Source organism: Polyangiaceae bacterium (assembly GCA_015075635.1).
GTDB lineage: Bacteria > Myxococcota_A > Polyangia > Polyangiales > Polyangiaceae > JADJKB01.
Map to the genome: position 1 here is coordinate 2546510 of JABTUA010000002.1, position 26845 is coordinate 2573354.

Genomic DNA, 26845 nt, shown 5'->3' on the forward strand with positions numbered 1-26845 from the left:
CCCATTTTGCCAGGCTGGGCTGGGCTCGGGCTCCGGGTGGGGGCGCTGGTGGGCGGCGCGGCGGGGGCGGCCGCAGCGCTGAGCTCAGTGTGGGCGCCGGGCCCGCAGCCGCCGACGCTGAAGCTCTTGGTGGCGGCGACCGCGAGCGCGGCGGGAGCGGGCCTCTGCCTGTTCCTGCTCGCCGCGCTGACCTCGCCGCTCTTGCGCTGGCGCGCCGGACGCGCCCTGGCCATCGGGCTCCAAGCCGCGCTCGCGTCGGCGTTCTTCGGCACTCACCTCACGAGCAGTGTGCTCAAGGCGCTCTCCGGCTCGTATCTGACGCTGGGCGCGGTGGACTTCTTCGTGGCGGGTGGTCCCCACCTGCTCCGGACCATCGCCTTGGGGTACGGCCGCTGGTTGCTCCTCCTGGTGCTGGTGGTCGGGGCGGTCGCGTGGCTGGTGGTCCGGCACGCGCGGCGTGCTCTCAGGAACCACGCCTCGCGCTCGCCGACCGTCGCGAGCCTCGCGCTCGCCGCTGGCGTCGCGAGCGCCGGTCTGGTGCCGGCCACCCTGACCCCGGATCTGGCACTGGCCAGCCCCGAGCTCGCGTTCGTGGAGTCGATGGCGCCGGAAGCGCCCGAACCGCTGCCGGTCGCCGAACGCTTTCGAGGTAGGCCCGGAGAGCAACAGCTGGTGGTGCGCGCTCCGCCCGAGGGTCCGCTCCAGACAGAAGGGAAGCGCTGGGCCGACGCGGTACGCGCGCTCCCCAAGACGCGCACGAACGTGCTCCTGCTCACGCTCGAGTCGATCTCGGTCCGGCACCTCGGCTACCTCGGCTACGAGCGCGGGACGACGCCCAACCTCGACCGCATCGCGGCTCGAAGCTTGCGCGCTCGGCGCGCCTGGAGCACCGCCACCCACTCCAACTACGCGCAGATGGCCATCCTGTCGTCGCTGTTTCCACGCCGGACGACCGGGCTCGACGTGTACAAGCGAATCGACTACCCGCGCGTGCTGCTTCACGACGTGTTCCACACCGTGGGCCACTCGACGGCGACGATCTCGAGCCAGGACGAGACCTGGCAAGGGATGCTCAAGTTCCAGGAGACGGGCACCCCGACCTTCTACCGCCACTCCAAGAACTACTCGGGCACGCGCCTCGACATCGGCAGCGAGCTGGTGGTGCTCGATCACGTCACGGTGGACGTCGCCAACGACTGGATCCAGAGGCAAGGAGCGCGCCCCTGGTCCATGTACGTGAACTTCCAGGCGACTCACTTTCCCTACAAGCTGCAGGCCGGCATCCCGGCGCCGTATCAGCCGACCCGGCTGACCCCGGGCGGCTTCGACTACCTGAGCTACCCCGAGGGTGATCGCCAGGCCGTGATCAACCGCTACGACAACGCCCTACGCTACGTGGACGAGCAGATCGGGAAGCTCGAACGCACCCTCGAGCGCTTGGGCAAGCTCGACGACACCATCTGGGTCATCACCGCCGACCATGGCGAGAACTTCCATGACCACGGCCAGGTCACACACGGCAAGACGCTGTACGACACGGAGGCGCGAGTCCCGCTGCTGATTCACTGGCCGAAGGGGCTCACGCCGGCGGACGTGAACGAGCCGGTCAGCCACCTGGACATCTTGCCGACCATCCTCGATCTGTTGAAGCTGCCGCCGCACCCGGCGTTCCAGGGCAAGAGCATGCTGGAGCCTCCGGATCCCTCTCGGGAGCAGGCCGGCATCTACATGAACATTCAGGGGCTGAAGAGCGCCGAGGCCATCGTGTGCTGGCCGTGGAAGCTGGTGCAGAACCGCAGCGAGAAGACCACGCAGCTCTTCCAGCTCGAGCAGGACCCGGAGGAGAGCGACAACCGCGTCGAGCGCAACCCCAAGCTGGCCGCCGCGCTGAAGGCGACGCTGTCGGCTCAAGTTTCGGCCCAGCTCGCGTACCACAAGAGCGACCGCACCTCCCCCTCCGAGCGCTACGCGCCGCGGCTGCTCACCTGCCCGAACGTCCCCGAGGTGCAGCGGGCCGCCGCGCCGGAGCCGGACGAGCCCGAGGCATCGCCCGATGATCCTCCGGAGAAGGCTCCGAGCGAGCCGGCTCCGGAGCGCAAGAACTGAACGCTCTCAGCCCGAGCTCGGCGGCACTTCCAGGTGCGCCACGAGCTCCTCGAGGTGCGCGAGGTGCTCGCGGTTCACGGCGACGAAGCCGGTGGCGTCCAGCAGCTCGGAGGCCGCGCGCCGCACGTTCGAGTGCCCGTCGCCGGTCAGCGTCTCGGCTATTTCCTGGGCAATCTCCCGGGGCAGGTGCACCGACGCCGCCAGGATGTCCGACGGAATGGGCCCGGCGCACTTGATCACGTTGACCGGCATCTTGCCCCAGCCCGCCGTGCGGATCCTCCCGGAGTCGTCGAAGTGCGCGAAGGTGGCGCCGACGTCGGCGCGACCCTCGCGCACGGCAGCGATCACCGCGTCGTGCGTTCCGCAGAAGGTCTCTCCTCGGAAGGCGCGAGCGGGGTCGATGCCCGCGGCGCGCAGTGATGCCCGGATCACCAGGTACCCCGCGGAGCTCATCGAGTCGACCCAGGCCGCGCGCGAGCCCGCGAGCTGGGTCACGTCGCGGATCGGCGAGTCTTCCCGGCTGAACAGCGCGGTCCAGTACCAGGCGGAGCCGGAGCGTACGGGGACCGCCAGCGGCACGGCGCTGCCGCGGGCGATGGCCCGGACCGCGATCATCGGCGGCAGCCACGCGAAGTGGATCTCGCCCCAGTGGAGCCCCGCGAGCAGATCGGTGTAGGACTCCACGGCGTGCGGCAGAACCGGAAACTCGAGGGCGACGCTCAGCGCGTCGCACAGCGAGCCGAGTCGGCCGTGCGTCGGCCCAGCCGCGCGGACCGTGGGCCGCATGGTGACCCGCCCCGCGTCGGACAGCGTCGTTCCCAGACGGATCTCGTGGGGCGGAACCTTGGGCGGATCGGCCATGGGTCAGCGCGGGTAGAATAGCGCGAATCCGATGTGGCACCCGAAGAACGCCACCCGGCACGCTTTGCCCGAGGCGCGCTGGCCGAGCGCCGAAGAGGCGGCACGTGCGCGGTGGTATTCCCCGCTGCGAGCGGGACGGCTCGCGCTCGAGCGCCGTACCTGGGTCCCAGCCATGGTTCCGTGGCGCGCCAGCGACGACGGCCTGGTCACCGACGACGTGCTCGACTGGTACGAACGCTTCGCCCGCGGACGGCCCGGCGCCCTTGTGGTCGAGGCCACGGGCATCCGCGACGTGCCGAGCGGACCGCTGCTGCGCATCGGGGACGACCGCTTCGTGCCCGGGCTCGCCGAGCTCGCGCGGACCGTCTCCCGAGCCTCGAAGGGGCACACGCGGCTCTTCATCCAGCTGATCGACTTCTTGTCCATTCGCCGCCGGCCCGAGCCCCTGCGCTACCTCGGGACCTTCCTCGAGCTCACCGAGCGCCACCGCCGCCTGCTCGGCCCGGGAACCGACCAGGAGCTGCGCGAGCGCTTGTGCCGCCTTTCCCGCCCAGAGCTCGAGGCGATCTTGACCGAGCGCGAGCGCGAGGCCCTGGACTTCGGCGCGCGCGAGCGCGTCACCGACGTGCACCTGCCGCACATCCGCGAGCTGCCCCGCGCGCTCCCCGAGCTCTTCGCGGACGCGGCCTGCCGCGCCGAGCGCGCAGGCTTCGACGGCGTGGAGCTGCACTATGCCCACGCCTACACCATGGCGTCGTTCCTCTCGGCGCGGAACGACCGCAGCGACGGCTACGGCACGACGCTGGCGGGACGGACGCGCCTGCCGCTCGAGGTGTTCGCGCGGGTGCGCGCCAGCGTTGGCCCGGGCTTCGTGGTCGGCTGTCGCTATCTGAGCGAAGAGTGCGTCCCCGGCGGCAGCTCGCTCGAGGAGTCCAAGCAGATCGGGTTGGCCTTCGCCCGCGCGGGTTTCGACTTCCTCTCGCTCTCCCGCGGGGGCAAGTTCGAGGACGCCAAGCAGCCGGCCGTAGGGGCTTCGGCCTACCCCTACACCGGGCCGAGCGGATGGGAGTGCATGCCGACGACGCTCGCCGACCCCGCCGGGCCGTTCGGGCGCAACGTGACGCCTACCGCGGCCGTCCGGCACGAGCTCCGCGCCGCAGGTCTCGACACGCCAGTCGTGGTGTGCGGCGGCATCGCGACCTTCGACCAGGCCGAAGCCATCCTCGCGCGCGGCGACGCCGACGTGGTCGGCTCCGCTCGGCAGAGCCTGGCGGATCCGGATTGGTTCGAGAAGATCCGCCTGGGCTGCGGCGCGACGGTGCGCCGCTGTACGTTCACGAACTACTGCGAGGGCCTCGACCAGAAACACAAGCAGGTCACCTGCAAGCTCTGGGATCGAGTGGACCTCGACGCGCCCGGCGTGAAGCGCAGCAAAGACGGACGCCGGCGCTTGGTCGCGCCGGACTTCGACCTCCCGCGCTGAGCGCGAGGCGCCACGTGCTAGGCTCGGCCCATGCGCCCGAGCAAGCGACCCAAGGTCATCCTGCGGCACTGCGACAGCTACGATCCGGAGAAGATCCGGCGCATCGTCCGCGAGGGCATGGAGGAGCTGAACCTGCGCCCGCGGGGGCGCACCCTGCTCAAGCCCAACCTCGTGGCCTCCGGGCCCCTCTTCGAGCACGCGCACACCCGCCCGGAGTTCGTCGAGGGCGTGCTCCTGGCGCTGCGCGACCGCGACTCCGGCCAGATGAAGGAGCTCGCGGTGGGCGAGCGCTGCGGCATCACCGTGCCGTCCCGCGCGGCGTTCGAGGGCGCGGGCTTCTTCCCCATGCTCGAGCGTGTGGGAGTCAAACGCTACTTCTTCGAAGAGGAGCAGCAGGTCGAGATCCCCTACACTCATCCGGGCCGCCTGCGCGACTACGTGTTCACGCCGGAGCCGGTCGCCCTGGCGGACTTCTTCGTCAACTGCCCGAAGTTCAAGGCCCACCCCTGGACCACGGTGACCTTCTCGATCAAGGCGTACATCGGCATCCAGGACGATCGCCACCGCTTGATCGACCACGATCACCGGCTGAACGAGAAGATCGCCGATCTGCAGTACATCGTGCAGCCGGAGCTGATCTGCATCGACGCCATCATCGCCGGCGAGGGGCGCATGCTCACGCCCGTCCCGCGGAACCTGAACCTCATCATCATCGGCGACAACCAGGTCGCGTTCGACTCCGTGTGCTGTCAGATCATCGGCGTGGATCCGGCGACCGTGGACCACATCCGCATGACCAGCGAGCGCGGCTTCGGCCCGATGGACCTCGGCGCCATCGAGCTCTCGGGAGACGTGAGCCTCACCGAGGCACGGAAGCGCGCGGAGGGCTTCAAGGTCGGCTTGATCCGCGTCGAGAAGTACTTCGAGGGCACCAACATCACCGCCTACGCCGGTCCCCCGCCGGAGCCCGAGCACACGGACTACTGCTGGGGCGGCTGCCCCGGGGCCATCGAAGAGGCCATCGAGATCCTGCGCCTGTACGACGCGGAGTGCGACCGGAAGATGCCGCGCATCCACGTGGTGTTCGGCGCCTACGACGGCCCGATCGACGCCAAGCCCGGGGAGAAGCTCGTCTTCATCGGCGACTGCGCCAAGTTCGAGGGCGAGGTCGCAGGGCAGCTGGTGCAGATCCGCAGCAAGTACCAGGATCGCTCGCGCAAGGACCCGCACACCGCCAAGCACGACGACATCTACGTCAAGATGGCCAAGGTCACGCGCAAGCTCGGCGCCGCCAAGGACCAGCAGGTGATCCGCTTCGAGGGCTGCCCGGTGAGCGTCGCGGAGCAGGCGCTCGCGCTGGTGAAGCTGGGCGGGCTGAACAGCCCCTATACCAGCGGCGAGAACGCGCTGAAATTCACCAAGAACTACCTGATGTGGCGCTCCGCCTCGATGGCCAAGCGCCTCACCGGCAAGCCCTACCAGCGCCCCGGGGCAGGCCCGCGCGGCGAGGCGCGACCCGAGCTCGACGCGGGCGAGCCCGCGGAATGAGCGAGCTCCGGTTCCGCCCGCTCGACGGCGAGCTCGAGCTCGCGCGCTTGGGCGACATCGAAGGCTGGTCGTTCGGCGTGCCGAGCGCCGACAGCGCTGCTTGGCTCACCCGCGGCGGTCTCGAGCACGTGCGCGTCGCGCTCTTGGGAGAGCGCCTGGTCGGCGGGTTGCTCTTGGTCCCGATGGGGCAGTGGTTCGGCGGAAAGAGCGTGCCCATGACCGGCATCGCCGGCGTCGGAGTGGCGGCAGAGGCGCGCGGTCGCGGCGTGGCTCGCCGCATGATGGCGCACGCGGTCCGCGAGCTTTACGAGCAGGGAGTCGCGCTATCGACGCTGTACCCCGCCACCGTGCCTCTATATCGCAGCGCGGGCTACGAGCTCGCCGGCTGCCGCTTCGAGGCCGAGGTACGCCCGAGCCAGATCGGAATCCTGGAGCGCGAGCTCGAGGTGCGCGCGATCGCCGAGACCGATCACGCTCGCCTGGCCGAGCTGTACCGAGCACGCGCGGTGGAGGAGAACGGCTACCTCGACCGGGGCGAGTACATCTGGAGCCGGGTGCGCGCACCAGGCAACCAGCCTTGCCGCGGCTGGCTGGTGGAGCACCACGGGGTGCCGGAGGGCTACGTGTACCTGCGCCAAAAGGCCAATGGCCCGAGGTACGACCTGCTGCTGACGGACCTGTGCGCGGTCAACCGCCGCGCCCTGCGCCGGCTCTGGACCTTCCTCGGCGATCATCGCTCCCTCGCCGAGCGTGTGCTCTGGCACGCCGGCCCAGCCGACCCGTTCGTGACCGACCTGCCCGAGTGCGGGGTCCAGGTGCGCCTGAACCACCACTGGATGCTGCGCGTGGTGGAGCCGGTCGCCGCGCTCGGCGCGCGTGGCTACCCGCTCGGCCTGCGCGCCGAGCTGGATCTGGAGGTCATCGACGAGCTCCTCGGTGCGCGGCACCGCCTGCACCTGTCCGTGGCGGACGGCGCAGCCGAGGTGCGGCTCGGGGGGACCGGGGCGCTTCGCCTGGACGTCAAGGGGCTGGCAGCCCTCTTCTCCGGCTTCTCGTCACCTCGCGCGCTGGTCGTAGCGGGCTTGGCCACCGGTGACGCGGACGTGCTCGAGCGAGCTCGGAGCCTGTTCGCGCTGCCGATGCCCACGATGCCGGACATGTTCTGATGCGGTCGACTCACGTGATCTTCGATCTGGACGGTGTGCTGCTCGACACCGAGCCGCTCTACACCCGTGCCACGCAGGCGGTCGTCGACGAGTTCGGCGTCGTGTTCGACTGGTCGGTCAAGGCCGGCATGATCGGGCGGAGCGATCTGGAGGGCGCTCGGCACCTGGTCCGCTCGCTCGGCATCGCCCTCGAGCCCGAGGAGTACCTGCGCCGGCGCAAGCCGATCCTCGACGACCTGTTCGCCTCGGCAGCGGAGATGCCCGGGGCGCGCGCGCTGGTCCGTCGCCTGGCGGAGCGAGGAGTCCCGCTCGGCGTCGCGACCTCGAGCGCGGAGTACCAGTTCCGGCTGAAGACCGCGCATCACGACTGGTTCGACGCCTTCAGCGCGGTCGTGTGCGGGGACGACCCGCGGGTCGCCGCCCCGAAACCCGCGCCGGACATCTTCCTGGTCACGGCGAGCGCGCTGGGCGCGGCGCCAGAGCGCTGCTTGGTGTTCGAGGACTCGCTCTCCGGCGTCGCGGCCGCGCGCGCGGCGGGCATGCAGGTCGTGGCGCTGCCGGATCCGGCGGTCGATGCCGCGCTCTTCGCCGACGCAGACTGGGTGGTGAGGAGCTTCGCCGAGCTCGACCTCGAGCGCTTCGGCGTGTGAATCAGGCGTTCCGGGGCGGCGGCTCGCTGGGCGTCAGGTGCGGGCGATCCCAGCGCACACTCAGCACGCCGACGGCCGAGAGGCGCACCGCCCGCGAGAGCGCCATGCAGAAGTAGGCACGATGCTCGCCCCGGGTCGCGAGCGGGACGATGCGCCGCGCGTCGCCGGCCGCGCGCAGCTCCTCGTTGAAGGCATCCACGACGTCGTCCACCGAGCGGAGGTTGGTCTCGCACGAGTCGAACGTCACCGCGTTGCCACCGAGGAGCAACGCCAGCTCGCGCTCGAAGGCACAAGCGTCCACCTCGCCCTCGTGGTCGATGAACAGATCGGCGCCACGACGCCGCTCGCCTACGAACGAGTGGCGGTAATACGCCGCCAGGATGGCGACTAGCTCCGCGGGCAGCTCGCCAGGCATGCCGAGCTCGGCCGCCAGCTTCTTCTTCTCCCAGTCGTCGAGCTCGAGCGCCAGGCCCTCGGCCTGCAGGCGCCGGATGGCCTCTCCGAGGGTGGTGGCCGGGCGAGTGGACTCGGGTTGCGAGGCAGCCTCGACCAGCACGGCGCGAACCGCCCCGTTGCGTGCCGAGCCGAGCACGACCCGCACGGATTGCCCCTCCAGAGGCTCGTCGACGCAGGCGGTCACGTCGAAGTGGACCTCCCTGCCGTCCTCGAGCTCCAGCGTCCCGAAGCCGTTCTCCTGCCTGAACGAGCAGACCAATCCGCTGAGCTGAGCTTCCATGACACCCCGATGTACGTCCATGTACGACGCGGGGGCACCGAAGCTTCCCGGTCGGCCCCTCAGGCCTCGGGAGCCTGGGAAATCCTTGGGGCTTCCACGCTGAGCCAGCCGAAGAATTCCGCCATCTTGGCGCGCTGGCGGGGCGGCATGTACTCGAAGTTCCTGCCCCGGTCGATGATCTCCCAGAAGTCCTTGGTGGTGACCCGCTCGAGCTCCGTCCGGATCGCCAAGAGGCGCTCCGGCGGCTCGGTCGCCATGTCTTCGGCGATCATCCGGGCCTTCTTCTCGTCGCCGTGCAGGAGGTAGTAGGCGGCGAGCTTCACCTGCGCCTTGCGGACGCCGAGCAGGCCCCGCTCCTGGCTGCGCACGGAGAGCGGGCGGTCGAGCTCCAGGAACAAGTCCACCATCTCCTGCTCCGTCGGCGACTCGAGCTCGTGAGCGTATTGGCACAAGGTCGAGACGTCGTAGGCGATGGTCTCGGTGACGAAGGTGAGCTTCATGTCGAAGCTCACGTGCCCGTAGTACTGCATGTGCTTGACGCCCTCGAGCGCCGACTTGGCGTGGCCGAGGCGCAGCATGGACTCGACGAGCAAGCGGTACTGGTTGAGCACGTTGTACGCCGTGCGCACCTCGCGCGCGTTGAGCGTCGAGCGCAGGTAGGAGTTCATGTAGCGGAACACCAGCTTGATCAGCTCCTCGTCCTTGGCCTCCGCTGCGGCCTCGCCGATGTAGCGCGTGTCGATGGCGACCAGGTAGCAGATGTCGCGCATCGCCCCGAGGGCCTCGTTGTAGATCCCGAGGTACTGGCGCATCACCTTCCACTCCACCCAGGTGCGGCGCTGCTCCAGATCGTGGAGGCTCTCGGGGTCCATGGCCACGAAGTCCGGGTTGCCTCGGATGCCGTTGCCTACGTTGAACCACACGTCGGAGGCCTTGGACTTCGTCTTCAGGTAGTCGAGCGTGAAGTCCTTGAGCGCGTCGACCGCCCCGCTGGCGATGATCTTGTCCTTGCCCGAGATGGAGTTGCTGGTGATGTCGGTGAGCTCCTCCATGGAGGCCAGGGTCAGCGCCTGGGCGTTGCCGCTCGAGTGCCCGTCGGCCAGCGCCGCGCCGTCCTGGGCGACGCTGACCGCCTCGCGCCGAATCCGCGAGATGATGTTGTTCGGCTCCAAGAACCAGAACACGTAGCCGAAGTACGGCGCCATCAGCACCAGCCCGCCGGTCGTCGCGAGCATCATCGCGACCAGCGTCAGCCGCGGGACGTAGCCCTGCTGCAGCGAGACGGAGAGCCAGACGCCGCAGACGCAGCAGACCACGTAGTAGGCGGCGACCGTCAGGTTCACCCGGTCGCGCAAGAACATGCGTGCTACGCCGGTGTAGCGCTCGGCGGAGAGCTGCACGACGATGCTGACCACCGTGATCACGATGCCGAACACGGCCGCCGTCATGCCCGCCAGCGAGCTGACCGCGTCGCTGATGTGCTCGGGATCGAAGCGCAGATAGCGATCGAGCGGGCCCCCCTCCGGCCCCCCCGCTGCCTGCGGCACCTGGAAGAAGTCGATGGCGTAGAAGGCCCAGAAGATGGCCAGCGCCGCCGAGGTCAGGAGCGCGATCGGAAACAGCCACTGGCGCCGAAAATTCGGCGTGCTCGGGCTCTCTCGGGTCGGCATGGGCGGCCGCCCAGTCTACTTGGCCCGGCGGGACTACTTCAATTGCGACGCGTCACGAGGGCGTGACCCGGCACGTTCGCCAGGGACATGAGAGAGCTGGCGTGTGTCTCCTGGCCGGGGACCAGGAGCTTGCCGACGCCGAAATCCGGCGCGATCGTGTTGGGGTTCGTCGGCAGCTTGCCGGTGACCGACAGGTGCAGGTGGTGGTGGTGGAACAGGTACCAGCCCTTGCCGGTGTCGGTGACCTCGTAGGCCAGCTTCGAATTCATGGCCGTGCACGCCTTGGCGGGGAGCCAGCCGGTCGAGCACAGCGCGGGCATCGCGTTCTCGACCAGCGAGCCGACCTGCCCGTCGACGCCGATCACGCGCACGATCTCGCTGGTGAACATCGCACCCAGGAAGAGCGAGGTGCGCCAGATGTCGAGCTTGTCGGGTGCGGAGACGCAGTGGTACTGGTCCTTGCCGCCCGAAGTGTGGGAGCAGATGGGGCGCAGCTTGTTGTCGGCGGTGCCGGCCTGCCAATAGGCGATGTCGATGTCGTGGCCGTTGACGTGCGTGCCCTGGGGGTGACCGGGCTGGCCGATGGACGTGCCGGGGATGGCGCCGTTCGACTCGCTCATGTCACCGAGCCCGATCAACCCGCCGTTGCCGGTGTTCCAGCTCTTGGCTTTGCACTCCACGTAGGCCGCGGCGTACTTCACCAACATCTGCGCGTCGCGGCGCAGGTAGCTCCGATACTGGTTCGACTGAGTCTCGCCGTTCAGCGGATAGTCCTCGTAGCCGGGGCCCAGATCGGGCTCGAACGGCAGGAGCTCACCGCAGTAGCTGAGGGTGCCGGTGCAGTCGCGCACCGGCAGCTTGCCGGTGCAATCTGGGCCAGGGCCCGGACCCGGGCTCGAGCCGGCGTCGGGGATGCACTTGCCGGAGGCCGTGTCGCAGACCAGACCCGAGCCACAGCTGCCGGTGGTGCAGGGCTTGGGCTCGCAGCTCAGCGTCTTCGGGTTACAGACCTCCGTCGACTCGCAGTCGCTGTCGCCCGTGCAGCCTGGAACGCAGGCGCCCGCCGTCGGGTGACAGGCGTACGCGCTGGCGCACTCGCTGCTGTCGCCGCAGGTCTTGAGGCAGAAGGTCTTGCCGCTGGTCATCTCGAAGCAGTCGCTGCCGTCCGGGCAGCTGCCCGCCGAGCAGCCTTCGACGGCGCAGTAGCCGTTGGGCCAGCCCTGGTCCTCGGTGATGCAGGCACCGCCGGTGCAGTCGCCGGCACCCGTGCAGGGCGCGCCGATCGAGCCTGCCGCGGGGCCGCCACCGCCGCCGCCGGTCGCGCCGGCACCGGCCGCACCGCCACCGCTCGCGCCGCCGAGGTTGGCGCCACCACTGCCCGCGCCACCGACGCCCGTGGTGCCACCCGAGCCGGGGGTACCGCCGCTGGCTTGCCCGCCGCCGCCGCCGCTGGAGGAACAGCCGGCGACGGCTGCTGCGATGATCGTTGCAGAAAGTCCGAGGAAAACGCTGTGTTGTCTCATCGCACCCACCATGTCGTTGTTAGGGCGCCGATGTGGCACAATGTAGGCGCCGGTGCAAGCCCGGCGCGTGCTCGCCCGGCAAGTCACGAGACTCCCGAGCAAATGCTCCGCGCTGGCGGCGCGTGCGACCAGGCGCTTTCAGAGCAGCGGCTCGAAGTCGCGGTCGAGCACGGTCTTGCGTCCGTCGCGAGCTGCGTTCCGGATCGCTTCGTTGCACAGCTTGCGCAGGTGCTCCGACAAGACTGCGGTCACCGAATCGGAGGTGTTCATGCCGGAGCGCGCGCGAACGTAGGCCTTCAGCTTGGAGACGACGATCAGCACGTCCTTCGGCAGCTCGTCCTCGCCCCCACCGCTGACGATCCGGCGCCTCGGCGCCTCGACCGCCTCGTCGCGCGGCTCGGCTTCGCGCTCCTCCGCCTCGCGCTGGCGCTGCCACTCGAGCGCGGTCGGGGCCCTACGCTCTTCCGCCCATGCGTCTCGGTGCCTGGCTTCGGGGACGTGCGCGTCCCAGCAGGGCACCGAGCAGAAGAACAGACCGATACGCTTCCGGTTGCAGGTCGACACGCTGCACACCCAGTACTTCTGCTCGAAGCCGATCGAGCGCTTGCATGTCGAGCAGACCTTCCAGGTGGACTCTCCCATCCCCGGGACGATAGGGCATTTTCTCGCGCGCCCCAACGGGCAGCGTCAGGGCTGCTTCTTCGGGCGCCGCCCCGCGCTGGCAGGAGCGCCGGACCTGCGTACGGTCGAGGCCTCACGCGAGGACGCCGGCGCAGCAACCGGCGCGATGCAGCGCGTGACCATGAGCAAATAGACCACGCGGCGGATGACGTCCGGATCGTGCCCCGCCTCCACCAGATCCGGCAGCGACGCCTCCGTCATGCCGATGGCATCGGCCACGGTGCGCTCCGCCTCGTCGAACCCGAACGCCTCTAGATCGGACTCCGGGTGCAGGTGCAGCGCGCTGCCGGCCACTCGGGTCAGCACGCGGTCCATGGAGGCCTCCTCCGGGTGCTGGCGCAGGCCACGCGTCAGGATGTCCATCGGCGCGGCCAGGCCAGGGATGTTGCCCCAGATGGCCTCGAGCAGATCGAGACCGTTGTAGAAGGAGTACTTCGTGCCCGACGGCAGGCCGAACAGGTAGATCAGTCGCTCGCCCAGCTGGTCGTTGCGAACCGCCGCGATCTGCTCCGGCCGCGCCAGCCCGAACTCCAGGAGCTCGGCCTCGAGGGTGGCCTCGTGCGTCGGCGGCTGCGAGATCGGACCGCTCTCGAGCTGGGCCTGGTCGAGCACGCCGTGCGCGACCAGGAGCGCCCCGAGGGGCGCGACCCGCACGCCGGTATTGAGCTTGGTGGGGATCCCGTCCTGGAAGTAGGCCGCGTGCTCGACCGGAGAGTCCTCCTTGCGCTCGACGGGCTCGGTGAAGATCAGCGTGCCGCTGAGCGTCCGGTCGAGCAGGTAGAGCAAGATGTGCGAGAACGGAGTGCGCTCGAAAGAGCCGCTGGCGCTGGGGGCATGGACCTGATCGAAGCCGCGCTCGCCGTGCTCGTTGGGAGGGATGGTCTTGGGCGCCCGCCGCCAGTGCGCCGACGGGGCGGACGGCTCCACCTCGGAGATCTCGTGGGGGTCGAGGCTGTGCTCGTCGATGCTCACGCCGGCCTTCGGCGGCGCGACCGCCGCCGAGCCGCGCCGCACCACGGGAGGGCCGCTCTGCGGTGGCGCATTGCGCAGCGAGCCACTCTTGCTCGGCGTCTCGTCGATGCCGGGCAACGTGCCACCGGACTTGCGCGGCGGTCCGATCGACGGCGGCGCCATGCTCGAGCGCTTGAGCCGAGCGGAAGGTGTGGACGGAACGGAAGGCGCGGACGGCATGGACGGTGCCGACGGATACGACGGTGAGGTGACCTCGACGCTGCGCATCTCGGCGCTCTTCATCTCCGCGCTGCGTAGATCCGAGGCGTCGTGGATCACGGTCGCGTCCTCCGAGCTCGGCGTTCGCACGCGGCGCGGGGGCGCCACGGGGGTGACTCCCGGGCTGAGCGGGCGCTGGACCCGCGGCGCCGCGGCGACCGGCGCCATCGGCGGCGGGGGCGCGGGTTCGGGCTCCGGCAAGACGTCCGGCAGGACGTCGGCAAATGGGTCGGGCGAGAGCTCCGAGACCAGGTCGGGCGAGAGCTCCGAGACCAGGTCGGGCGAGAGCAGCTCCGGCTCCGGCTCCGGCGCGAGCGCGATCGGCTCCGGCTCCGGCGCGAGCGCGATCGGCTCCGGCTCCGGCGCGAGCGCGATCGGCTCCGGCTCCGGCGCGAGCGCGATCGGCTCGGGCTCGGGCTCGGGCTCGGGCTCGGGCTCGAGATCTGGGAACACGTCCGGCAGGTCCGGCTCGTAGGGCAGCGCACTGTTCACCTCCGGCGGCGAACGCGGCGCAGGCGGCGGACGCGGCGCAGGCGTCGAACGCGGAGCAGGCGCCGGAGGCGGATTCGTGGGCACGACATCCGGGCTGAGCGCGATGGGCTGCGGCTCCGGCGCGCGCGGGGCAGGCGGCACCGTCGGGACCGCGTTGTCGGGCTCGAAGCTGTCGGGCGGTTCCGAGGGCGCGCGCTCGGGCTGCTTGCGGGTGGCAGCGACCGCCTCGAGCACCTTGGCCCGCGCTTCGGCGAGCGCTCCTTCGGCGGCCACGACGCCGATGACCTGGCGCGCCGGATCGTTCGCCAGGTCGAGGGCGATGCGCGCGCGCAGCAGCTGCCCGTGCGCGTCGTAGACCAACCGCACCGTCGGGTTCACGTAGTCGGCGGGCTCGGCCGAGGTCTTGACCACTACTCCGCGCTCACCGGTGTTCAACTGGACCGGTGTGCCGCGGGGGAAGATGCCCAGGGCGCCGACCAGGAGCGCCAGGAGCGCGCGGTCGGTCGCGTCCTTGGCTTCGAACCGCATCTGTTCGAGGGCTTCGTCGGGGGTGGGCGTGGTGCTGGCGGCCAGATCCGGCTCGAGCAGCTCGTTGAAGCGATTGGCCGCGGTGACGATGCGCGGCGCGACCATCGCGCGCCGGACGCCGTTGTACAGCTGTCCCAGGTGCTCCGCTTGGCGCAGCCAGTGCGACTCGTAGCCGATTACCGTGCGCACCATCGAAGCAGGGCGGAGCTGGCCGAGCGCCGTGAGCACCAGCGCCGTCGCCGCCGGGAGGCGCCGCTCTGCGTCCTCCGTCATGCGCATCACCACGACTTCGTTGCCGCGACCCACGATGCCGGTGACCAACGGGTGCGCCACGTCGAAGAACAACGCGCTCATCGCGATGCGCGCCAGCGCGCCGAGGTCGGTCGTGAGCTGGCGCGCCATGGACACCGCGAGGATGCTGCGGTTCACGGCCCTTCCCGCCGCGTCGTGGTTCAGGTTCCGCATCGCCGTGATGCCGAGGAACGCCGGCGTGTCTCCCTCGGAGAGCATCACCAGTCGTTGCGCGAGGCGCTTGGCGTGGTGTGGCAGCTGGTAGCGCCCGTTGGTCAGGTTCTCGAAGATGCGGCGCATCACCACCACGCTGGTGGCGTAGGTCCGAACGATCTGCTCCTCGACGGAGAGATCCTCCTCGCCTTCGCCCATGCGGGCCGGGTTGACGTAGCGCAGTCGGATGCGGGGCGAAGGCTCGATCAAGCCTGCTTCGGTGCGCGCGCCCTCCCCCGACTGGAACAGGCGGGCCAGCGCCGTCAGGTCGGCGCGCGACGCGTCCGTCTCGATCATGATCTCGGAGACGCCGAGCTTGCGGACCATGTTGCCCAGCTCGAGCGCGTTCTCGTACTCGCCGCGCGACGCCTTGAGCAGGTGACCGGCCACGAACACGGTGCTCTTCGCGAAGAGCAGCGTGAGCGGCTCCCCGGTCGCGGCGCCGAAGCCACGCAATGCCTCGACGGTCTGATCGATTTGCTGGAGCACCGCCATGTTGTCGATGGCGTGCAACTGGACGATCTTCAGGAGCCGGAAGATCTGCAAGGCCAGCGCCGCGCCGAGCTCGCGCTGCTGATGAGCCTGGGCCAGCTCGGCGACGTTGCGGAGGTAGGCGTTCTGTTGGGCCTCGTCCGCCGTCTGAATCGTCTGGACCTCGTCGCTCATCGCGCCACCAACCGCGCTCTGAGCTGCGTCGCGGCCTGTTGCGCGGCATTCTTCACCGCCGCCGAGTTACCCCACTTGCCCGCCGCCTGATCCAGCACCTCCAACACGTCTCGCGAGCGGCTCATCTTGGCCAGGAAGTTCATGGCCAAGATGCGCGTGTCGTCCACGTCTTCGCGGGTGAACATGCCGGTCTTCGAGACCAGATCCTTGAGCACAGCCTCGCCGCGCGCGGGTGAGAGCTCGCACAACGTCTCGAAGAAGAGCTGGCGCTCCTCCACCGCCAGTTTGTGAAAGGCCTGACTCTGGATGTGCAGCGCCAGCGGCGGGCCGGCCTCCTTGACCTTGTAGCGGACCAGGGTGCGCAGCGCTGCCATGCGCACCGCTTGGTCCGGATCGGTCATCAGCTTGCCCAGCTCGTCGCGCAGTCCTTCCATGTTCGCGGCCGCGCGCATCGCCACGGCTTCGACGCGGAGCTCGGGGTGGGGGCTGGTCTCCGCCTTGCGCAGAGCGAGGGCCGCGGCCTCGGTCTTCAGCCGCCCCAGGATGGCGAGGATGACGCGACCACGAGCCAAGTCGGCGTCGTTGAGCAGCTCGCCGATGCTCTCCTCCCGACCGACGGCGTGGCGCTCCAGGTAGCGCACGAGAGCGTTCCGGACGTCCTCGATTTCGGCACGCGCCATCGCCGCCAGCACCGAGTCGAACGCCTCCGGTCCGACGTCCTCGAGCAGGACCGCGAGGTACGGCGCGCAGCGCTGGAGACGCGGTTTCTCCGCGTCGGGCACCTTGCGCGTCAGCTCCTTGACCACGAGTGCCATGGTATCGGCGTCGAAGACGCTGCGGATCAGCTCTTGCCGCACCTCGCGCCCGCCTCTGAGGGTGACGCTCTCCGCCACGCTCACGACCATGCGAAGCGCGAACTCCAGGGTCTGCGTGGCGGCGTTCTCGTGCAACGCGCCGCTCAGCGGGACGGCGGCGAGCATCAGGTTGCCGAAGGCCACCGCGTCGCCGGCTGCGTCGGCCAGGACGTCCACGAAGCGCGCCTCCCACTCGTGCTCGGGCATGTCCATGGCCGCGGCGATGGCCGCCCTGGAGCGCTCGTCGAGAGCCAGTGCGCCGGAGGCACGGACGGCTCGCAGCGCCACCTGGCGAGCAGCGATGGCCGCCGCCTTCTCCTCGAGGTCCATGGCCTCGTCGGGCTCCGCGTTCTCGCCCCGCTTGCGGTTCATCTCCGCCAGGATTCGGTGGCCGTCTTCCAGCAGCGCCTCGTATTGTCGTGCCACGTCGTCCGAGGCGTTCAGCGCCAGGAACGACATCACCACGATGTAGCGGATGTGCGCGAAGCCACGCTCCCAGAACGCCGTGGCCATGTCGTCTTCGGGCGAGAAATCTCGATACGGGTCCTTGCGCACAAGCTCGAGCCAGGCGCGCAGCTCCTCGGCGTCGAGCCCGGGAAGGAACGTGAACTTTCGGAAGCCGCTCGCGAACAGGTTGTACGGGATCTCGTCGAAAGGGTGCAGCGGCTCCCACAGCACGGCGCCGCGCTTGGTGAACGAGTGCGGCTTCACGTCGAAGACGAAGTCCTCGGGGTGCCGCGCCAGCACCTGGGCCAAGACCTGGGTGGTGGCGTCGATCTGCTGGGTAGTGACGGGGTGATCCCAGGTGTACTGGCGGACGGCGGTGAGCGCGCGCTCGATCTGACGAAACGCCTCCTGGAGCGCCGCGATGGCCTGCTGTTCCTCTGGGCTGAGCGGCTCCTCTTTCTTGACCTCTTGTTCCTGCTCGGCGAGCGCGGCCAGCTGGCTCGCGACCTCCGCTTTCTTCTCCGGCTCGGCGCCAGCGGGGGGCGCAGCCGGAGCGCCCTGGAGCACCCCCAGGACGCGCGCGATCTCGTCGCGCATTTCCTGGGCATTCTGGAAGCGATTGCGCGGGTCCCACTGCAACGCGCGGTCCACCAGGGCCACGACGTCCGGCGGCAGATCCGGCTTGGCGCGGGCCACGCTGGGCGCGGGGCGGGTCGCGGCGAGCACGAAGGCCTCCTGGTGCGAGCGTCCCTCGTGCAGGCGCTTGCCGCTGACCAGAGCGTGAAGGACGGCGCCGATCGAGAACAGATCCGTCCGCGCGTCGATACGATCGTTCGAGCCCAGCGCCTGCTCGGGCGCCATGTACGCGGGCGTGCCGAGGGCCGTCCCGGCGAGAGTCGGGTCCACGCCTGCTTCGCGCAGCCGCGCGACGCCGAAGTCGAGCACCTTCACGTACCCGGAGTCCGTGACGAAGATGTTCGCCGGCTTGAGATCGCGGTGGACGATGCTCTGCCCGTGGCAGACCGCCAGGAAGTCCAAGACGCGGTCGATGATCTCGAGGGCGTACTCCAGGGGCAGGACGCGGTTGTGGCGCTTCCAGAGCTTGTCGAGGGTGACCCCCTCGAGCATCTCCATCACGAAGTAGGGGTCGCCGTCTTCGCTCGAGCCTTCGTCGTAGACCTCGACGCGTCCGGAGTGATCGACGGCCTGCGTGAGCTTCGCCTCGCGAATGAAGCGCTGGCGGACCCCGTCGTTGGTCGAGAACTCGCTGTGCAGGATCTTGATCGCGACCGGGGCCCCGTTCGGGTCGTGGCTCAGGTACACCGCGGCCATGCCGCCGAGACCGATCAGCTTCTCGATCGGCCATTTGCCCGCGACCACCGCCCCGATGCGCTGCTTGGCGAGGCTCAGCTCGTCTTGAACCGGCTGCTCTGCCGCCATGGGTGGCCCTGAGGGGACGGATCATCATAGAAGCGCCACCGGGCGAGGCAAGAGCGGCGGGGCCGCGGATTGTCCTGGGCTTTCCGGGGCCCGGGGGGCACGCCCGTTCAGGCCCGCCGGTAGCGCTGTCGGCTCGCGCGCCGGAGCGGCAGCGCGATCGCCGCAAACAGCAGGAAAAGCGCGCTGACGCGCAGGCGGCGGGGGCGTCGCGGCACGGAGCAGTCGCCGCCGCTCGAGCTCGAGCCGGAGCTGCAGCTGTCTCCGCCGCCGCCGGTGTCCCCGCCGGAGCAGGTGTCGCCCTCTGCCCCGGACGCCGAGTCGCCGCCGCAAGTGTCGCCCTCCGCGCTCCCCGACGAGTCACCGCTGCAGGTGTCCCCTTCCGCGTCCGAGCCGGACGAGTCGCCGGAGCAGGTGTCGCCCTCGGCGTCGCCGCTCGAGTCGCCCGAGCACGAGTCTTCGCCCGAGCCGTCCGAACCGCTGCTCCCGCAGGAATCGGCGACCTGGACCCAGCAGCTGACGTCGACGTGCGGCTCCGGCTCGACGATGGGATCCGGATCGTACCCGGTGCTCGCGCCGTACCCGCCGCCGCCGCCGTAGCCTGCATAGCCGGCGCCGCCGGTGGTTCCTCCCGAGCCGGAAGCACCGCCGCCACCCACGCATCCGGTCGTGTCGGCGGAGGCGGCGGTCACCACGAGCGAGACCGCCGGCCCGTCCCCCACACCGACGTCCGCGAGGGTCGGAGTCGCGGGTCCGGCCACGGTGGCGTGCCGAGTGATCCGCACGGCGTCGGCGCGCAAGCCCGACAACGCGAACGCGACGTCGTCCGCGGCCCCGCAGCGCAGCGCGGCGCCGGAGATCTCACCCGGCGCCGGGAGCTCGTCGCAAGGTTGACCGCCCGCTACGGCGACCAGCGAGCCCGCCGCGCACACGCGCGACAGCCGAGCCCCGCCCTTGCCGGCCGAGATGGCGCCCCACACCGGCTCGACGCACAGATCCGGCGACGCGATGCCGGCGCCTTCCTTCTTGGCTCGTTCGAAGTAGGTCTTCACACCGGGGGCCAGCGCACCGGCGCCGCCCGGGAGCACGTTCCAGCCGAAGAGCGGCGTGCTGCCGCTGCTCTCGATCACGGCGACGCCACCGAGCGCGGCGAGCAGCGTGCTCCGGCGGTCCTCCGCGTAGCTGCTGGTGCCGGCGAGCACCTGCCACTCCGTGCCGAGCGCGGACGCCCCGAGCTCGTCGATGCCGGCAGTGAAGGCTGCTCTGCCTTCGGCGATGGAAAACACGCTCACCTCCGGCGCGGTGTCGCTGGCGAGGAGCCCGAGGCCCAGGTGACTCGCGGGTGCGGGCAGGCTGACCCGAATGGTCTCGGTCGTGCCCACGCCTTGCCCCAGGTCGTACACGATGGCGACGAAGCCCGACGAGCTCACGCTGCCCAGCTTGGCGGCGTCCTGGGCGTCGAACGCCACCCCTTGCTGCACGGCGAACGAGTCGACGGCGGAGAGGCTGTCGAGAACGGCGAGCGTCGCGGGAGAGAGGGTGTGGGAGGCGCTCTCGCTGGTGTCTTCCAGGGAGCTCTCGTGGGTCGCGCCGCAAGCGAGCACCGGCTTGGGCGGCCGGATGCGCGGTGCCGTGGAGGTGTCGAGGGCGGAGAAGAAGGCGTCGAGCGCGGGATCGAGCTTCGTGCCCGGGAGGACCGGCAATACCAACACGAAGCGCCCCGGGCCGCCGTCCACGTCGAGGGAGAGCCACGCCGTCGTCCACTTGGGTGCCCGGGCCTGCGCCACGCGCACCCCACTCACGAAGAGCGGCGAGTCGGCCGCCCTGAGCACCCTGCCGCCGGCGTGCGACTCCCGGGCGGGGAGCGAGCAGGCCAGGAGGGCCAGGGGCAAGGCCAAGCGGCGAAGCATCGGCCACTGGTCCCAGCAACGATCGTGCCGCGCCCGTTTTTGGCGGTTCGGCGTGGACTCGCGGTGACCGGCGTGAACGCCGGTTCCGCTCGCGCCGTGTGCCGCGGCTGCGACAGTCCTGGGGCTCACGGCGCGCACCCGAGCGCTGCGACGCCCGCCCGGTCGACCACATAGACCCGGCCCCCTGCGACGACCGGGCTGTGGACAGCGCCCGAGAGCGAGCTCGGGCGTCCGCGCCACTCTACGCTGCCGTCAGCGAGGGAGAGCACGACCAGCTCCGTGCCGTCCACGGCCACCAGCGTGCCGCTGCCCAGGGCTGCCGCCTGCGAAGTAGCCCAGGCGACGTCGGACGCTTCGGGGAGCGAGAGCTGCGCGCGCCACGCCAGCGTGCCCTCGCCGCGACGCACCGCGACCACGCCGCCGCCCCGCTCGCGGAACAGGATCCGGCTCCCGGCGGCGAGCGGCGCTGTGGCCTCGCTCGACTCGGCCTGGAAGGTCCAGCGCCGCTTGCCGTGCTCGACGTCACGCGCGACGAGGGTGGGCATGGGCTCGCCGTCGGGGCGCTCGAACAGGTACGCGCTCTCTCCGGCGACGGAGAGGTGGCTCTTCGGGATCGTCTCCGCGCGCCAGAGCTCGGCGCCGTCTCCCGCCGCGCAGGCGTACACGCCGGCGCCAGGCGAAGGCGCGTAGTTCGGCGCGAACAGCACGCGCTCGCCGGCGAGCGCGATGCCCCCCAGGCGATCGAGGACGTCCTCTCGCACCAAGCCGTACTCGTGCTTCTTCCACAACGGCGCGCCGCCGACCTCCAGCGCACCGACAAAGGTCTTGGGGCCGGCGATGTACCAGGTGTTCACCGCCAAGAGATTCCTGCCGTTGGTGATCACCTGACCCCAGGAGTCGAGCCCGCGGTTGACCTCTTGCTCGCCGCTCCGTGAGTCGAGGATGTAGAGCCCGTCGTCGTTCAGGACGACTCGGTCGAGCACGAAGGAGGGCCACTCGTGGCGAGTGATGTCCACGTGACTGTCGAACGTCCAGAGTGGCTTCCCCTCGAGGTCGAGCGCGAACACACTGGGCGACTCGCCGATGACTCCACTGACGTAGACCGCGTCTCGGGTCACCACTGCGTGAAAAGTGCGTGCGTTCCGAGGCGGCTTCGGCGGCGGCTCGAAGCGCCACAGCGGCGAGAGCGGGCCCTTGCAGCAGCCGCTGCTCGCGCCGCTGCGCTGCTCATCGTGGGCGTAGACGGGCCAGGCGTCGTCCACGCAGCGCAGGCTGCTCGCAACCCCGCTGGCGATCTCGGCTGCGTGCGCCAGGGCCTTGCCGCGCTCCGCCGTCTTCACGCGCTCCGCTTCGCAGCCGCTGGTCACCAGGAGGAGCGCTAGACCGAACGCAGCGCGGGTCACTGCGCGCAGGTCGCGTACCCCGACGGCAGGCCGGCGTCGCTCTGGCACGCTGCTCCGCTGGCGCACGGCTGGCCCCCGGGGTGGCAGACCTCCCGGCGCGTCGAGCCGACGATGGGATCGCTCGTGCACTTCTCGCGGCATTCGACCACATCCCAGGTCGAGCTGGTCAGCCCGCGCTCGGCGCAGCAGATCTTGCCGGACGGGCAGTCCTCGGGGCCGTCGCACTTGATCTCCAGAGCGTCGCAGAGAATGCCGCTGCACTTGCAGGGGTTCGAGAGCGCCGCGTTCGAACAATACAGGGCAGCGCCTTCGGGCTTGCAGCAGGCGTCGCCGGCACTGAACGCGCAGGTCAACGCGCCACAGTGACCGGTGCCGACGCCGCTCGCTCCACCAGCGCCGCCCGTTCCGCCGCTCGCGCCGGCGTCCGTCGCGCCGCCACCGTCGCTCGGCGCGCCGCCGCTCGCCCCGGCCGACCCCGAGGCGCCTCCGCTCGACGTGCCACCTTGTCCGGCCCCGGCGCTGCCCCCGCTCGGCGCCCCACCGCTGCCCCCGCTCGTGCCGCCGCTGGCGCTCGCGCCCGCGGCGCCGCCGCTGCCCTTACCGAACAACCCGCCCTCGTCGCCGCCGCCGCAAGCCGCGAGCGCAACGCCGATTGCCAAGAGGCACGGACGCGCGAGGACCGCCATCGCCCGACAATAGTGGCGCGAACCCTGCTCCGGGGCAACTCGAGCTGTACACTCCCGCGCGTGGACTACGTCGGTCGCATCTTTCGCCCACCGAGCGAGGCCCAGAGCCTGCTGCTCCAGGTCACCATCGGCTGCAGCCACAACCGCTGCGCGTACTGCGACATGTACCGTGACAAGCAGTTCCGCCCGAAGCCCTGGGAGAGCGTGGCGAGAGATCTCGCCGAGGCCGAGGGACTCGGCCCCAGGTTCTCGCGTGTGTTCCTGTGCGACGGGGACGCGCTGATCCTCTCGACCGATCGCCTGCTCCAGATCCTCGGCGCCGTGCGCGAGAAGCTCCCGTGGGTCGAGCGCGTCGGCTGCTACGGCGACACGCGCAGCGTCGGCCGGAAGAGCCCGGCGGAGCTCGCCGAGCTTCGCGCGGCGGGCCTCGGCATCGTGTACCACGGGGTCGAGAGCGGCAACGACGAGGTCTTGACCTTCATCGACAAGGGTGGAACCTCCGCCGAGTGCGTCACGACAGCGGACAAGCTCCGCGACGCCGGCATCGTCCACTCGGTCATCGTGCTGCTCGGCATCGGCGGCACGCGGCTCTCCGCGGCGCACGCCCGGGACACGGCGAGCTTGCTCACCGCCATGGACCCGCCCTACGTGGGGGCGCTGACCACCACCGTGGTGCCCGGCACGCCCCTCGCGCGCGCCGAGGAGCGCGGCGACTTCACCCTGCCGGGCAAGTTCGGCCTGCTCGGCGAGCTGCTCACGCTGGTGCGGGACAGCAGTCTTTCGAAGTGCCGGTTCTCCTCCAACCACGCCAGCAACTACCTGCCGGTGCGGGCGGAGCTGCCGAGAGACAAGCGGGAGCTGGTGCAGATCCTGGAGGCGGTGATCGCGGAGGGCGACGAGTCGCGGCTCAAGCCGGAGTGGATGCGCGGGCTGTGACTGAGCCTACTCAGCACTTCTCGGCGAAGGTCAACATGTACTGGTAAGGCAGACCGTCGAAGGCCTTGCACTTCTGGTAGCCCGCCCCGCCCATCTCCTTGATCACGACCTCCGGCGCGAGCTTGTGGTCGTCCGGCGGGCCCACCGGGAACTTCCCCAACTTGAAGTCCACCACCACCACGCGTCCGCCGCTGGCCAGCCGCTCGCGCACGCGCCGGAAGTAGTCCGGGCGCTCGCCGATGTGGTGGTACGTGTCCACCACCAGCACCACGTTCACGCCGGGCGGCAGCTTGGGATCGGACGCGGTGCCGAGCACTGGCTCCACATTGGCGGTGCCCTCGCGCTCCGCGCGCTTCTTCATGTGCTCGACCAGGCTGGGCTCGATGTCGATGGCGAAGACCTTGCCCTTTGGCACCGCGCGCGCGAGGCGTCCGCTGAAGTAGCCGGTGCCGGCCCCGAGGTCGGCCACCACGTCGGCGGGCGCGAGGCCCAGCTCCTTGACGACCTCGTCCGGCTTCTGCCAGGCGTCGCGCTTCGGATCGTCGAACACCTTCGACCAGCGCTCGGCGTCGTCGAAGCGATGGTTTGCCGTCGGGGCGGAGTGTCCGCCGTGGGGGTGCTCCCCCGCGCCGGCGTGGTGCTGCTCGGCGTGGTGCCCGGCGTGCGCTGGCGGCGCTGCGGCGGGCTCCTTCTCGCCGCCTGCTGCCGGCAGCGGCGACGGGGGCGGTCCGCACTGGACCAGGATCAGGCTGGCGAGGGCGAGCAGGAGGGGAGACTTCATGTCGGCAGGCGATAGCACGGGCCGCGGCCGTGCGCAGGCTCACCCGCCCGACTTCTGCCGGAGCTCGTCGAGCTCGCGGTTCACGTCCAGAAAGCGCTGGGCCAGCGCGGTGACGAACGTCCGCATCCACGAGCGCTGGCCGCACTCTTGCTCCAGGGCGTCGAGCGTGATCTCCATCACGACGACGTCGTCCAGCGCGACCACGCTGGCGGCGCGCGGCTGGTCGGCGAAGATGCTGGTCTCGCCGAAGGCCTCGCCGGGCCCCATGATCCGGAGCGACCGCCGCTGGCCGTCCACGACTTGATACGCCTCGCAGCGCCCGCTGTTGATGATGTAGGCGGCGTCGGGGCTCTCCCCTTCCCGCACGATCACCGTCCCAGCTCGCAGCTCGATGCTGCGGAACCAGCCGCCCCCGCGCAAGAAGTCCGAGACCGCGAGCCTGAGCTCGTCCACGCTCGAGTAGCGCTCGGACGGCTCCCGTGACAGCGCTTTCAGCGTGATGCGACACAGGCCGGGCGGCAGGCGCAAATCTCCCACCACCCGCTCCGGAGGCTCGATCTGACCGCGAATGCTCTTCTCGATGGCCTGGTCGGAGCTCTCCGCCGAGTGCGGCGCGCGGTTGGTGAGGATTCGATACAGGATGGCGCCGAGGCCGAACACGTCGGTGCGCTCGTCGATGTCGGCGACGCGACCCTCCGCCTGTTCCGGCGCCATGTAGGCCGGAGTCCCGACCACGGCCCTGGAGCGCTCCGGGGACGCCGGCTCGCGGCCGCCGAGCACTCCGGCATCGACGCTCAAGTCCGACGGACGCGAGCCGCCGGTCAGGCGCGCGATGCCCCAGTCCATCAGGTAGACCTGGCCGTGGCTGCCCACCATGACGTTGTCGGGCTTCAGATCGCGGTGGATCACCCCACGGCTGTGCGCAAACGCGACCGCGTCGCAGAGCTTCAAGAAGACCTGCAAGAGCGCCTCGATGTGCGCTCCGCTCAGCCGCTCCGCGTGGGCTTGGGCCACGAGCTCCTTCAGCGTCCTGCCCTTGACGAGCTTCATGCTGAAGCTCGTCACCGAGCCGGTCTCGTCCACGCCGATGTCGTGGACCGGGACGATGTTCGGGTGGTCGAGCTGACCGGTGATCTGCGCTTCCTCGAGGAAGCGAGCCGCTGCGCCCGGCAGGAGTCGCACGGAGTCGTGGAGGCGCTTTTCCGCCACGGTCCGGAGGATCGCGCGGTCGAAGACCCGGTGCACGCTGCCCATGCCGCCGCGCCCGATCTCGCCTTGGTCCTCGAAGCGCTCCGACGGGAGCACCGGGACGACCGCGGAGCGCTGCGTGCTCGGGACCTCCTCGGCGCCGTGCACCCGCACGCTCTCGGCGCCGTCGGCGTCGAGCACCAGCGTATCGAAGTCGGCCCCGGAGCCCGCGGGCTCCCGCGCGAGCTCCAGCGTGCGCTCCGGCCGGGGCTTGCCCGTGGGACGCGTCGCCGCGTCGTCGCTCACGGACCACCTCGGAAGCGGACCACCGGCACCTCCAGGCCGGGCCCGGGCGTACCCAGGTGGCGATCCAAGAAGGAATAGGTGTGGCCCCAGCAGCGACGAGCGTTGGGCGTGAACACCAAAGCGTGGAAGGCGTGCAGCTCGCCTCGGTAGTAGCGGGCCTCGCACTCCACGCCGAGCTTTCCGAGGGCATTGCTCAGGCGCTGCGTGTCGTCGATCAGCGGATCGGCCGTGCCACACGGCGCGAAGAACGCCGGCAGCGGGCGCGCCGGCTCGTCGCCGCGCTCCAGCACGGTCAGCGGGTCGGCCAGCTCGAGGTGCCCGGGCTCGTGGCGCTGCACGTCGCCCAGGTACGACTCGCTCACTTCGCTCAGTCGATCGTGGATGAAGCCGCTCATGTGAGGCCAGCGGCGCCGGAAGCGCTCGACGTCGCTCACGTGGTAGATGCCGCAGGCGGCGACCACCGCCCTGGGGCGAACGCCGCTGTCGAAGACCCGAGTTGCCCAAGGCTCGGGCCGGCGATAGCTGGTCATCATGGCCAGCGAGGTGACCAGGTTCGCTCCCGCGCTCTCGCCGGCGAAGGCGAGCCGCTCCAGATCGCCGCCGTAGCGCCCGGCGTTCTTTCGCACCCAATCCAGCGCCGCCGCGGCGTCGCGCACTGCGGCGGGGAACGGGTGCTTGGGCGCGAGGCGATAGCTGATGTTGAACACCAGATAGCCGCGACGCGCGAACGCGAGGCCCATGATCCAGTGGGTGTCCTTGCTGAGGATGCGGAAGCCTCCGCCGTGCACGTAGAGCACCACGGGGACCTGCTCGAGCTCCCCGCGCGACAGCCCGCCGGGCCGGTAGACGTCGAGCCGGTGCTCGGGCAGGCCCGTGTCGTCGTAGGGGACGTCGCGAATCACCTCGACGTCGTGGCGCTCCGGCTTGGCCTGCGGATGGAGCTTCCCGACGCGGGAGAGCCCGCGGAAGAAGTTGTCCACGAGGAATGCGCCGGCGTTGCGGCGCAGGCGGGTCGGCAGGCGTTGCGGCGGGCGCTTGGGTCGCACGGCGCGG

General features: G+C 70.4%; 18 protein-coding genes and 2 pseudogenes. 7 read left to right on the plus strand and 13 right to left on the minus strand.

Annotated features, from left to right (window positions below):
• Positions 1–6: 6 nt before the first annotated feature.
• Complete coding sequence (locus HS104_27675) at positions 7–2106, plus strand: sulfatase (GenBank protein MBE7483732.1); 2100 nt, start codon at positions 7–9, stop codon at positions 2104–2106.
• Between the two features lie 6 nt (positions 2107–2112).
• On the opposite strand, the gene HS104_27680 is transcribed toward HS104_27675, so the two are convergent.
• A complete protein-coding gene (locus tag HS104_27680; protein ID MBE7483733.1) occupies positions 2113–2967 on the minus strand; it encodes a phosphate/phosphite/phosphonate ABC transporter substrate-binding protein in 855 nt (284 codons plus the stop codon).
• 31 nt (positions 2968–2998) lie between these two features.
• On the opposite strand from HS104_27680, the gene HS104_27685 reads away from it, so the two are divergent.
• From HS104_27685 to HS104_27700, 4 genes are read left to right on the plus strand one after another with little or no spacing between them, the layout of a single operon-like run.
• Positions 2999–4450: an NADH:flavin oxidoreductase gene (locus tag HS104_27685; GenBank protein MBE7483734.1), complete on the plus strand. Its 1452-nt coding sequence runs from the start codon at positions 2999–3001 to the stop codon at positions 4448–4450.
• 30 nt (positions 4451–4480) lie between these two features.
• Positions 4481–5998 carry a DUF362 domain-containing protein gene (locus HS104_27690; GenBank protein MBE7483735.1) on the plus strand — a complete coding sequence of 506 codons (1518 nt, stop codon included), beginning with the start codon at positions 4481–4483 and terminating at the stop codon, positions 5996–5998.
• Positions 5995–7164: a GNAT family N-acetyltransferase gene (locus HS104_27695; GenBank protein MBE7483736.1), complete on the plus strand. Its 1170-nt coding sequence runs from the start codon at positions 5995–5997 to the stop codon at positions 7162–7164. The genes HS104_27690 and HS104_27695 overlap by 4 nt, the downstream gene beginning before the upstream one ends.
• Entirely contained in the window at positions 7164–7814 is a 651-nt protein-coding gene (locus HS104_27700) for an HAD-IA family hydrolase (protein ID MBE7483737.1), read from the plus strand. Before HS104_27695 ends, HS104_27700 begins: the two co-directional genes overlap by 1 nt.
• A 1-nt stretch (position 7815) precedes the next feature.
• Here the strand turns inward: HS104_27700 and HS104_27705 are convergent, their stop codons facing one another.
• The 9 genes and pseudogenes from HS104_27705 to HS104_27745 form a co-directional block, all read right to left on the minus strand.
• Entirely contained in the window at positions 7816–8550 is a 735-nt protein-coding gene (locus HS104_27705) for a hypothetical protein (GenBank protein MBE7483738.1), read from the minus strand.
• Between the two features lie 59 nt (positions 8551–8609).
• Positions 8610–10220: a DUF2254 domain-containing protein gene (locus tag HS104_27710; protein MBE7483739.1), complete on the minus strand. Its 1611-nt coding sequence runs from the start codon at positions 10218–10220 to the stop codon at positions 8610–8612.
• Positions 10221–10258: 38 nt separating this feature from the next.
• Positions 10259–11743, minus strand: a complete 1485-nt coding sequence (locus HS104_27715; protein ID MBE7483740.1) for a hypothetical protein — start codon at positions 11741–11743, stop codon at positions 10259–10261.
• Between the two features lie 138 nt (positions 11744–11881).
• A complete protein-coding gene (locus HS104_27720) occupies positions 11882–12385 on the minus strand; it encodes a hypothetical protein (GenBank protein ID MBE7483741.1) in 504 nt (167 codons plus the stop codon).
• A 112-nt stretch (positions 12386–12497) separates the two neighbouring features.
• A pseudogene (locus tag HS104_27725) lies at positions 12498–14045 on the minus strand (hypothetical protein).
• Positions 14046–15840: 1795 nt separating this feature from the next.
• On the minus strand, positions 15841–18585 hold the full coding sequence (locus tag HS104_27730) for a protein kinase (protein MBE7483742.1): 2745 nt from the start codon (positions 18583–18585) through the stop codon (positions 15841–15843).
• 107 nt (positions 18586–18692) lie between these two features.
• On the minus strand, positions 18693–20492 hold the full coding sequence (locus HS104_27735) for a hypothetical protein (GenBank protein MBE7483743.1): 1800 nt from the start codon (positions 20490–20492) through the stop codon (positions 18693–18695).
• A gap of 125 nt (positions 20493–20617) precedes the next feature.
• Positions 20618–21895 (minus strand): PQQ-binding-like beta-propeller repeat protein, encoded by a 1278-nt coding sequence (locus HS104_27740; protein ID MBE7483744.1) that lies wholly within the window; start codon positions 21893–21895, stop codon positions 20618–20620.
• Positions 21892–22248 (minus strand): hypothetical protein, encoded by a 357-nt coding sequence (locus HS104_27745; protein ID MBE7483745.1) that lies wholly within the window; start codon positions 22246–22248, stop codon positions 21892–21894. The genes HS104_27740 and HS104_27745 overlap by 4 nt, the downstream gene beginning before the upstream one ends.
• Positions 22249–22276: 28 nt before the next feature.
• Here HS104_27745 and HS104_27750 point away from each other — a divergent pair.
• Both HS104_27750 and HS104_27755 read left to right on the plus strand, forming a co-directional pair.
• Positions 22277–22423: pseudogene (locus tag HS104_27750) on the plus strand (peptidoglycan endopeptidase).
• Positions 22424–22641: 218 nt separating this feature from the next.
• The gene (locus tag HS104_27755; GenBank protein MBE7483746.1) at positions 22642–23517 is read left to right on the plus strand and encodes a radical SAM protein; all 876 of its coding nucleotides are present in this window, start codon (positions 22642–22644) and stop codon (positions 23515–23517) included.
• Between the two features lie 10 nt (positions 23518–23527).
• On the opposite strand, the gene HS104_27760 is transcribed toward HS104_27755, so the two are convergent.
• Genes HS104_27760 through HS104_27770 form a run of 3 tightly spaced genes read right to left on the minus strand, consistent with a single transcriptional unit; the run spans position 23528 to position 26838 of the window.
• Complete coding sequence (locus HS104_27760) at positions 23528–24298, minus strand: class I SAM-dependent methyltransferase (GenBank protein ID MBE7483747.1); 771 nt, start codon at positions 24296–24298, stop codon at positions 23528–23530.
• A 39-nt stretch (positions 24299–24337) separates the two neighbouring features.
• Entirely contained in the window at positions 24338–25792 is a 1455-nt protein-coding gene (locus tag HS104_27765; GenBank protein MBE7483748.1) for a cyclic nucleotide-binding domain-containing protein, read from the minus strand.
• A complete protein-coding gene (locus tag HS104_27770; protein MBE7483749.1) occupies positions 25789–26838 on the minus strand; it encodes an alpha/beta hydrolase in 1050 nt (349 codons plus the stop codon). Before HS104_27770 ends, HS104_27765 begins: the two co-directional genes overlap by 4 nt.
• Positions 26839–26845 lie beyond the last annotated feature (7 nt).

What these genes read in the sequence shown, in the direction of transcription:
- HS104_27680 (MBE7483733.1), bottom strand. Translation starts at nt 2,967, where the DNA reads ATGGCCGATCCGCCCAAGGTTCCGCCCCACGAGATCCGTCTGGGAACG.
- HS104_27685 (MBE7483734.1), top strand. Translation starts at nt 2,999, where the DNA reads ATGTGGCACCCGAAGAACGCCACCCGGCACGCTTTGCCCGAGGCGCGC.
- HS104_27690 (MBE7483735.1), top strand. Translation starts at nt 4,481, where the DNA reads ATGCGCCCGAGCAAGCGACCCAAGGTCATCCTGCGGCACTGCGACAGC.
- HS104_27695 (MBE7483736.1), top strand. Translation starts at nt 5,995, where the DNA reads ATGAGCGAGCTCCGGTTCCGCCCGCTCGACGGCGAGCTCGAGCTCGCG.
- HS104_27700 (MBE7483737.1), top strand. Translation starts at nt 7,164, where the DNA reads ATGCGGTCGACTCACGTGATCTTCGATCTGGACGGTGTGCTGCTCGAC.
- HS104_27705 (MBE7483738.1), bottom strand. Translation starts at nt 8,550, where the DNA reads ATGGAAGCTCAGCTCAGCGGATTGGTCTGCTCGTTCAGGCAGGAGAAC.
- HS104_27710 (MBE7483739.1), bottom strand. Translation starts at nt 10,220, where the DNA reads ATGCCGACCCGAGAGAGCCCGAGCACGCCGAATTTTCGGCGCCAGTGG.
- HS104_27715 (MBE7483740.1), bottom strand. Translation starts at nt 11,743, where the DNA reads ATGAGACAACACAGCGTTTTCCTCGGACTTTCTGCAACGATCATCGCA.
- HS104_27720 (MBE7483741.1), bottom strand. Translation starts at nt 12,385, where the DNA reads ATGGGAGAGTCCACCTGGAAGGTCTGCTCGACATGCAAGCGCTCGATC.
- HS104_27730 (MBE7483742.1), bottom strand. Translation starts at nt 18,585, where the DNA reads ATGGCGGCAGAGCAGCCGGTTCAAGACGAGCTGAGCCTCGCCAAGCAG.
- HS104_27735 (MBE7483743.1), bottom strand. Translation starts at nt 20,492, where the DNA reads ATGCTTCGCCGCTTGGCCTTGCCCCTGGCCCTCCTGGCCTGCTCGCTC.
- HS104_27760 (MBE7483747.1), bottom strand. Translation starts at nt 24,298, where the DNA reads ATGAAGTCTCCCCTCCTGCTCGCCCTCGCCAGCCTGATCCTGGTCCAG.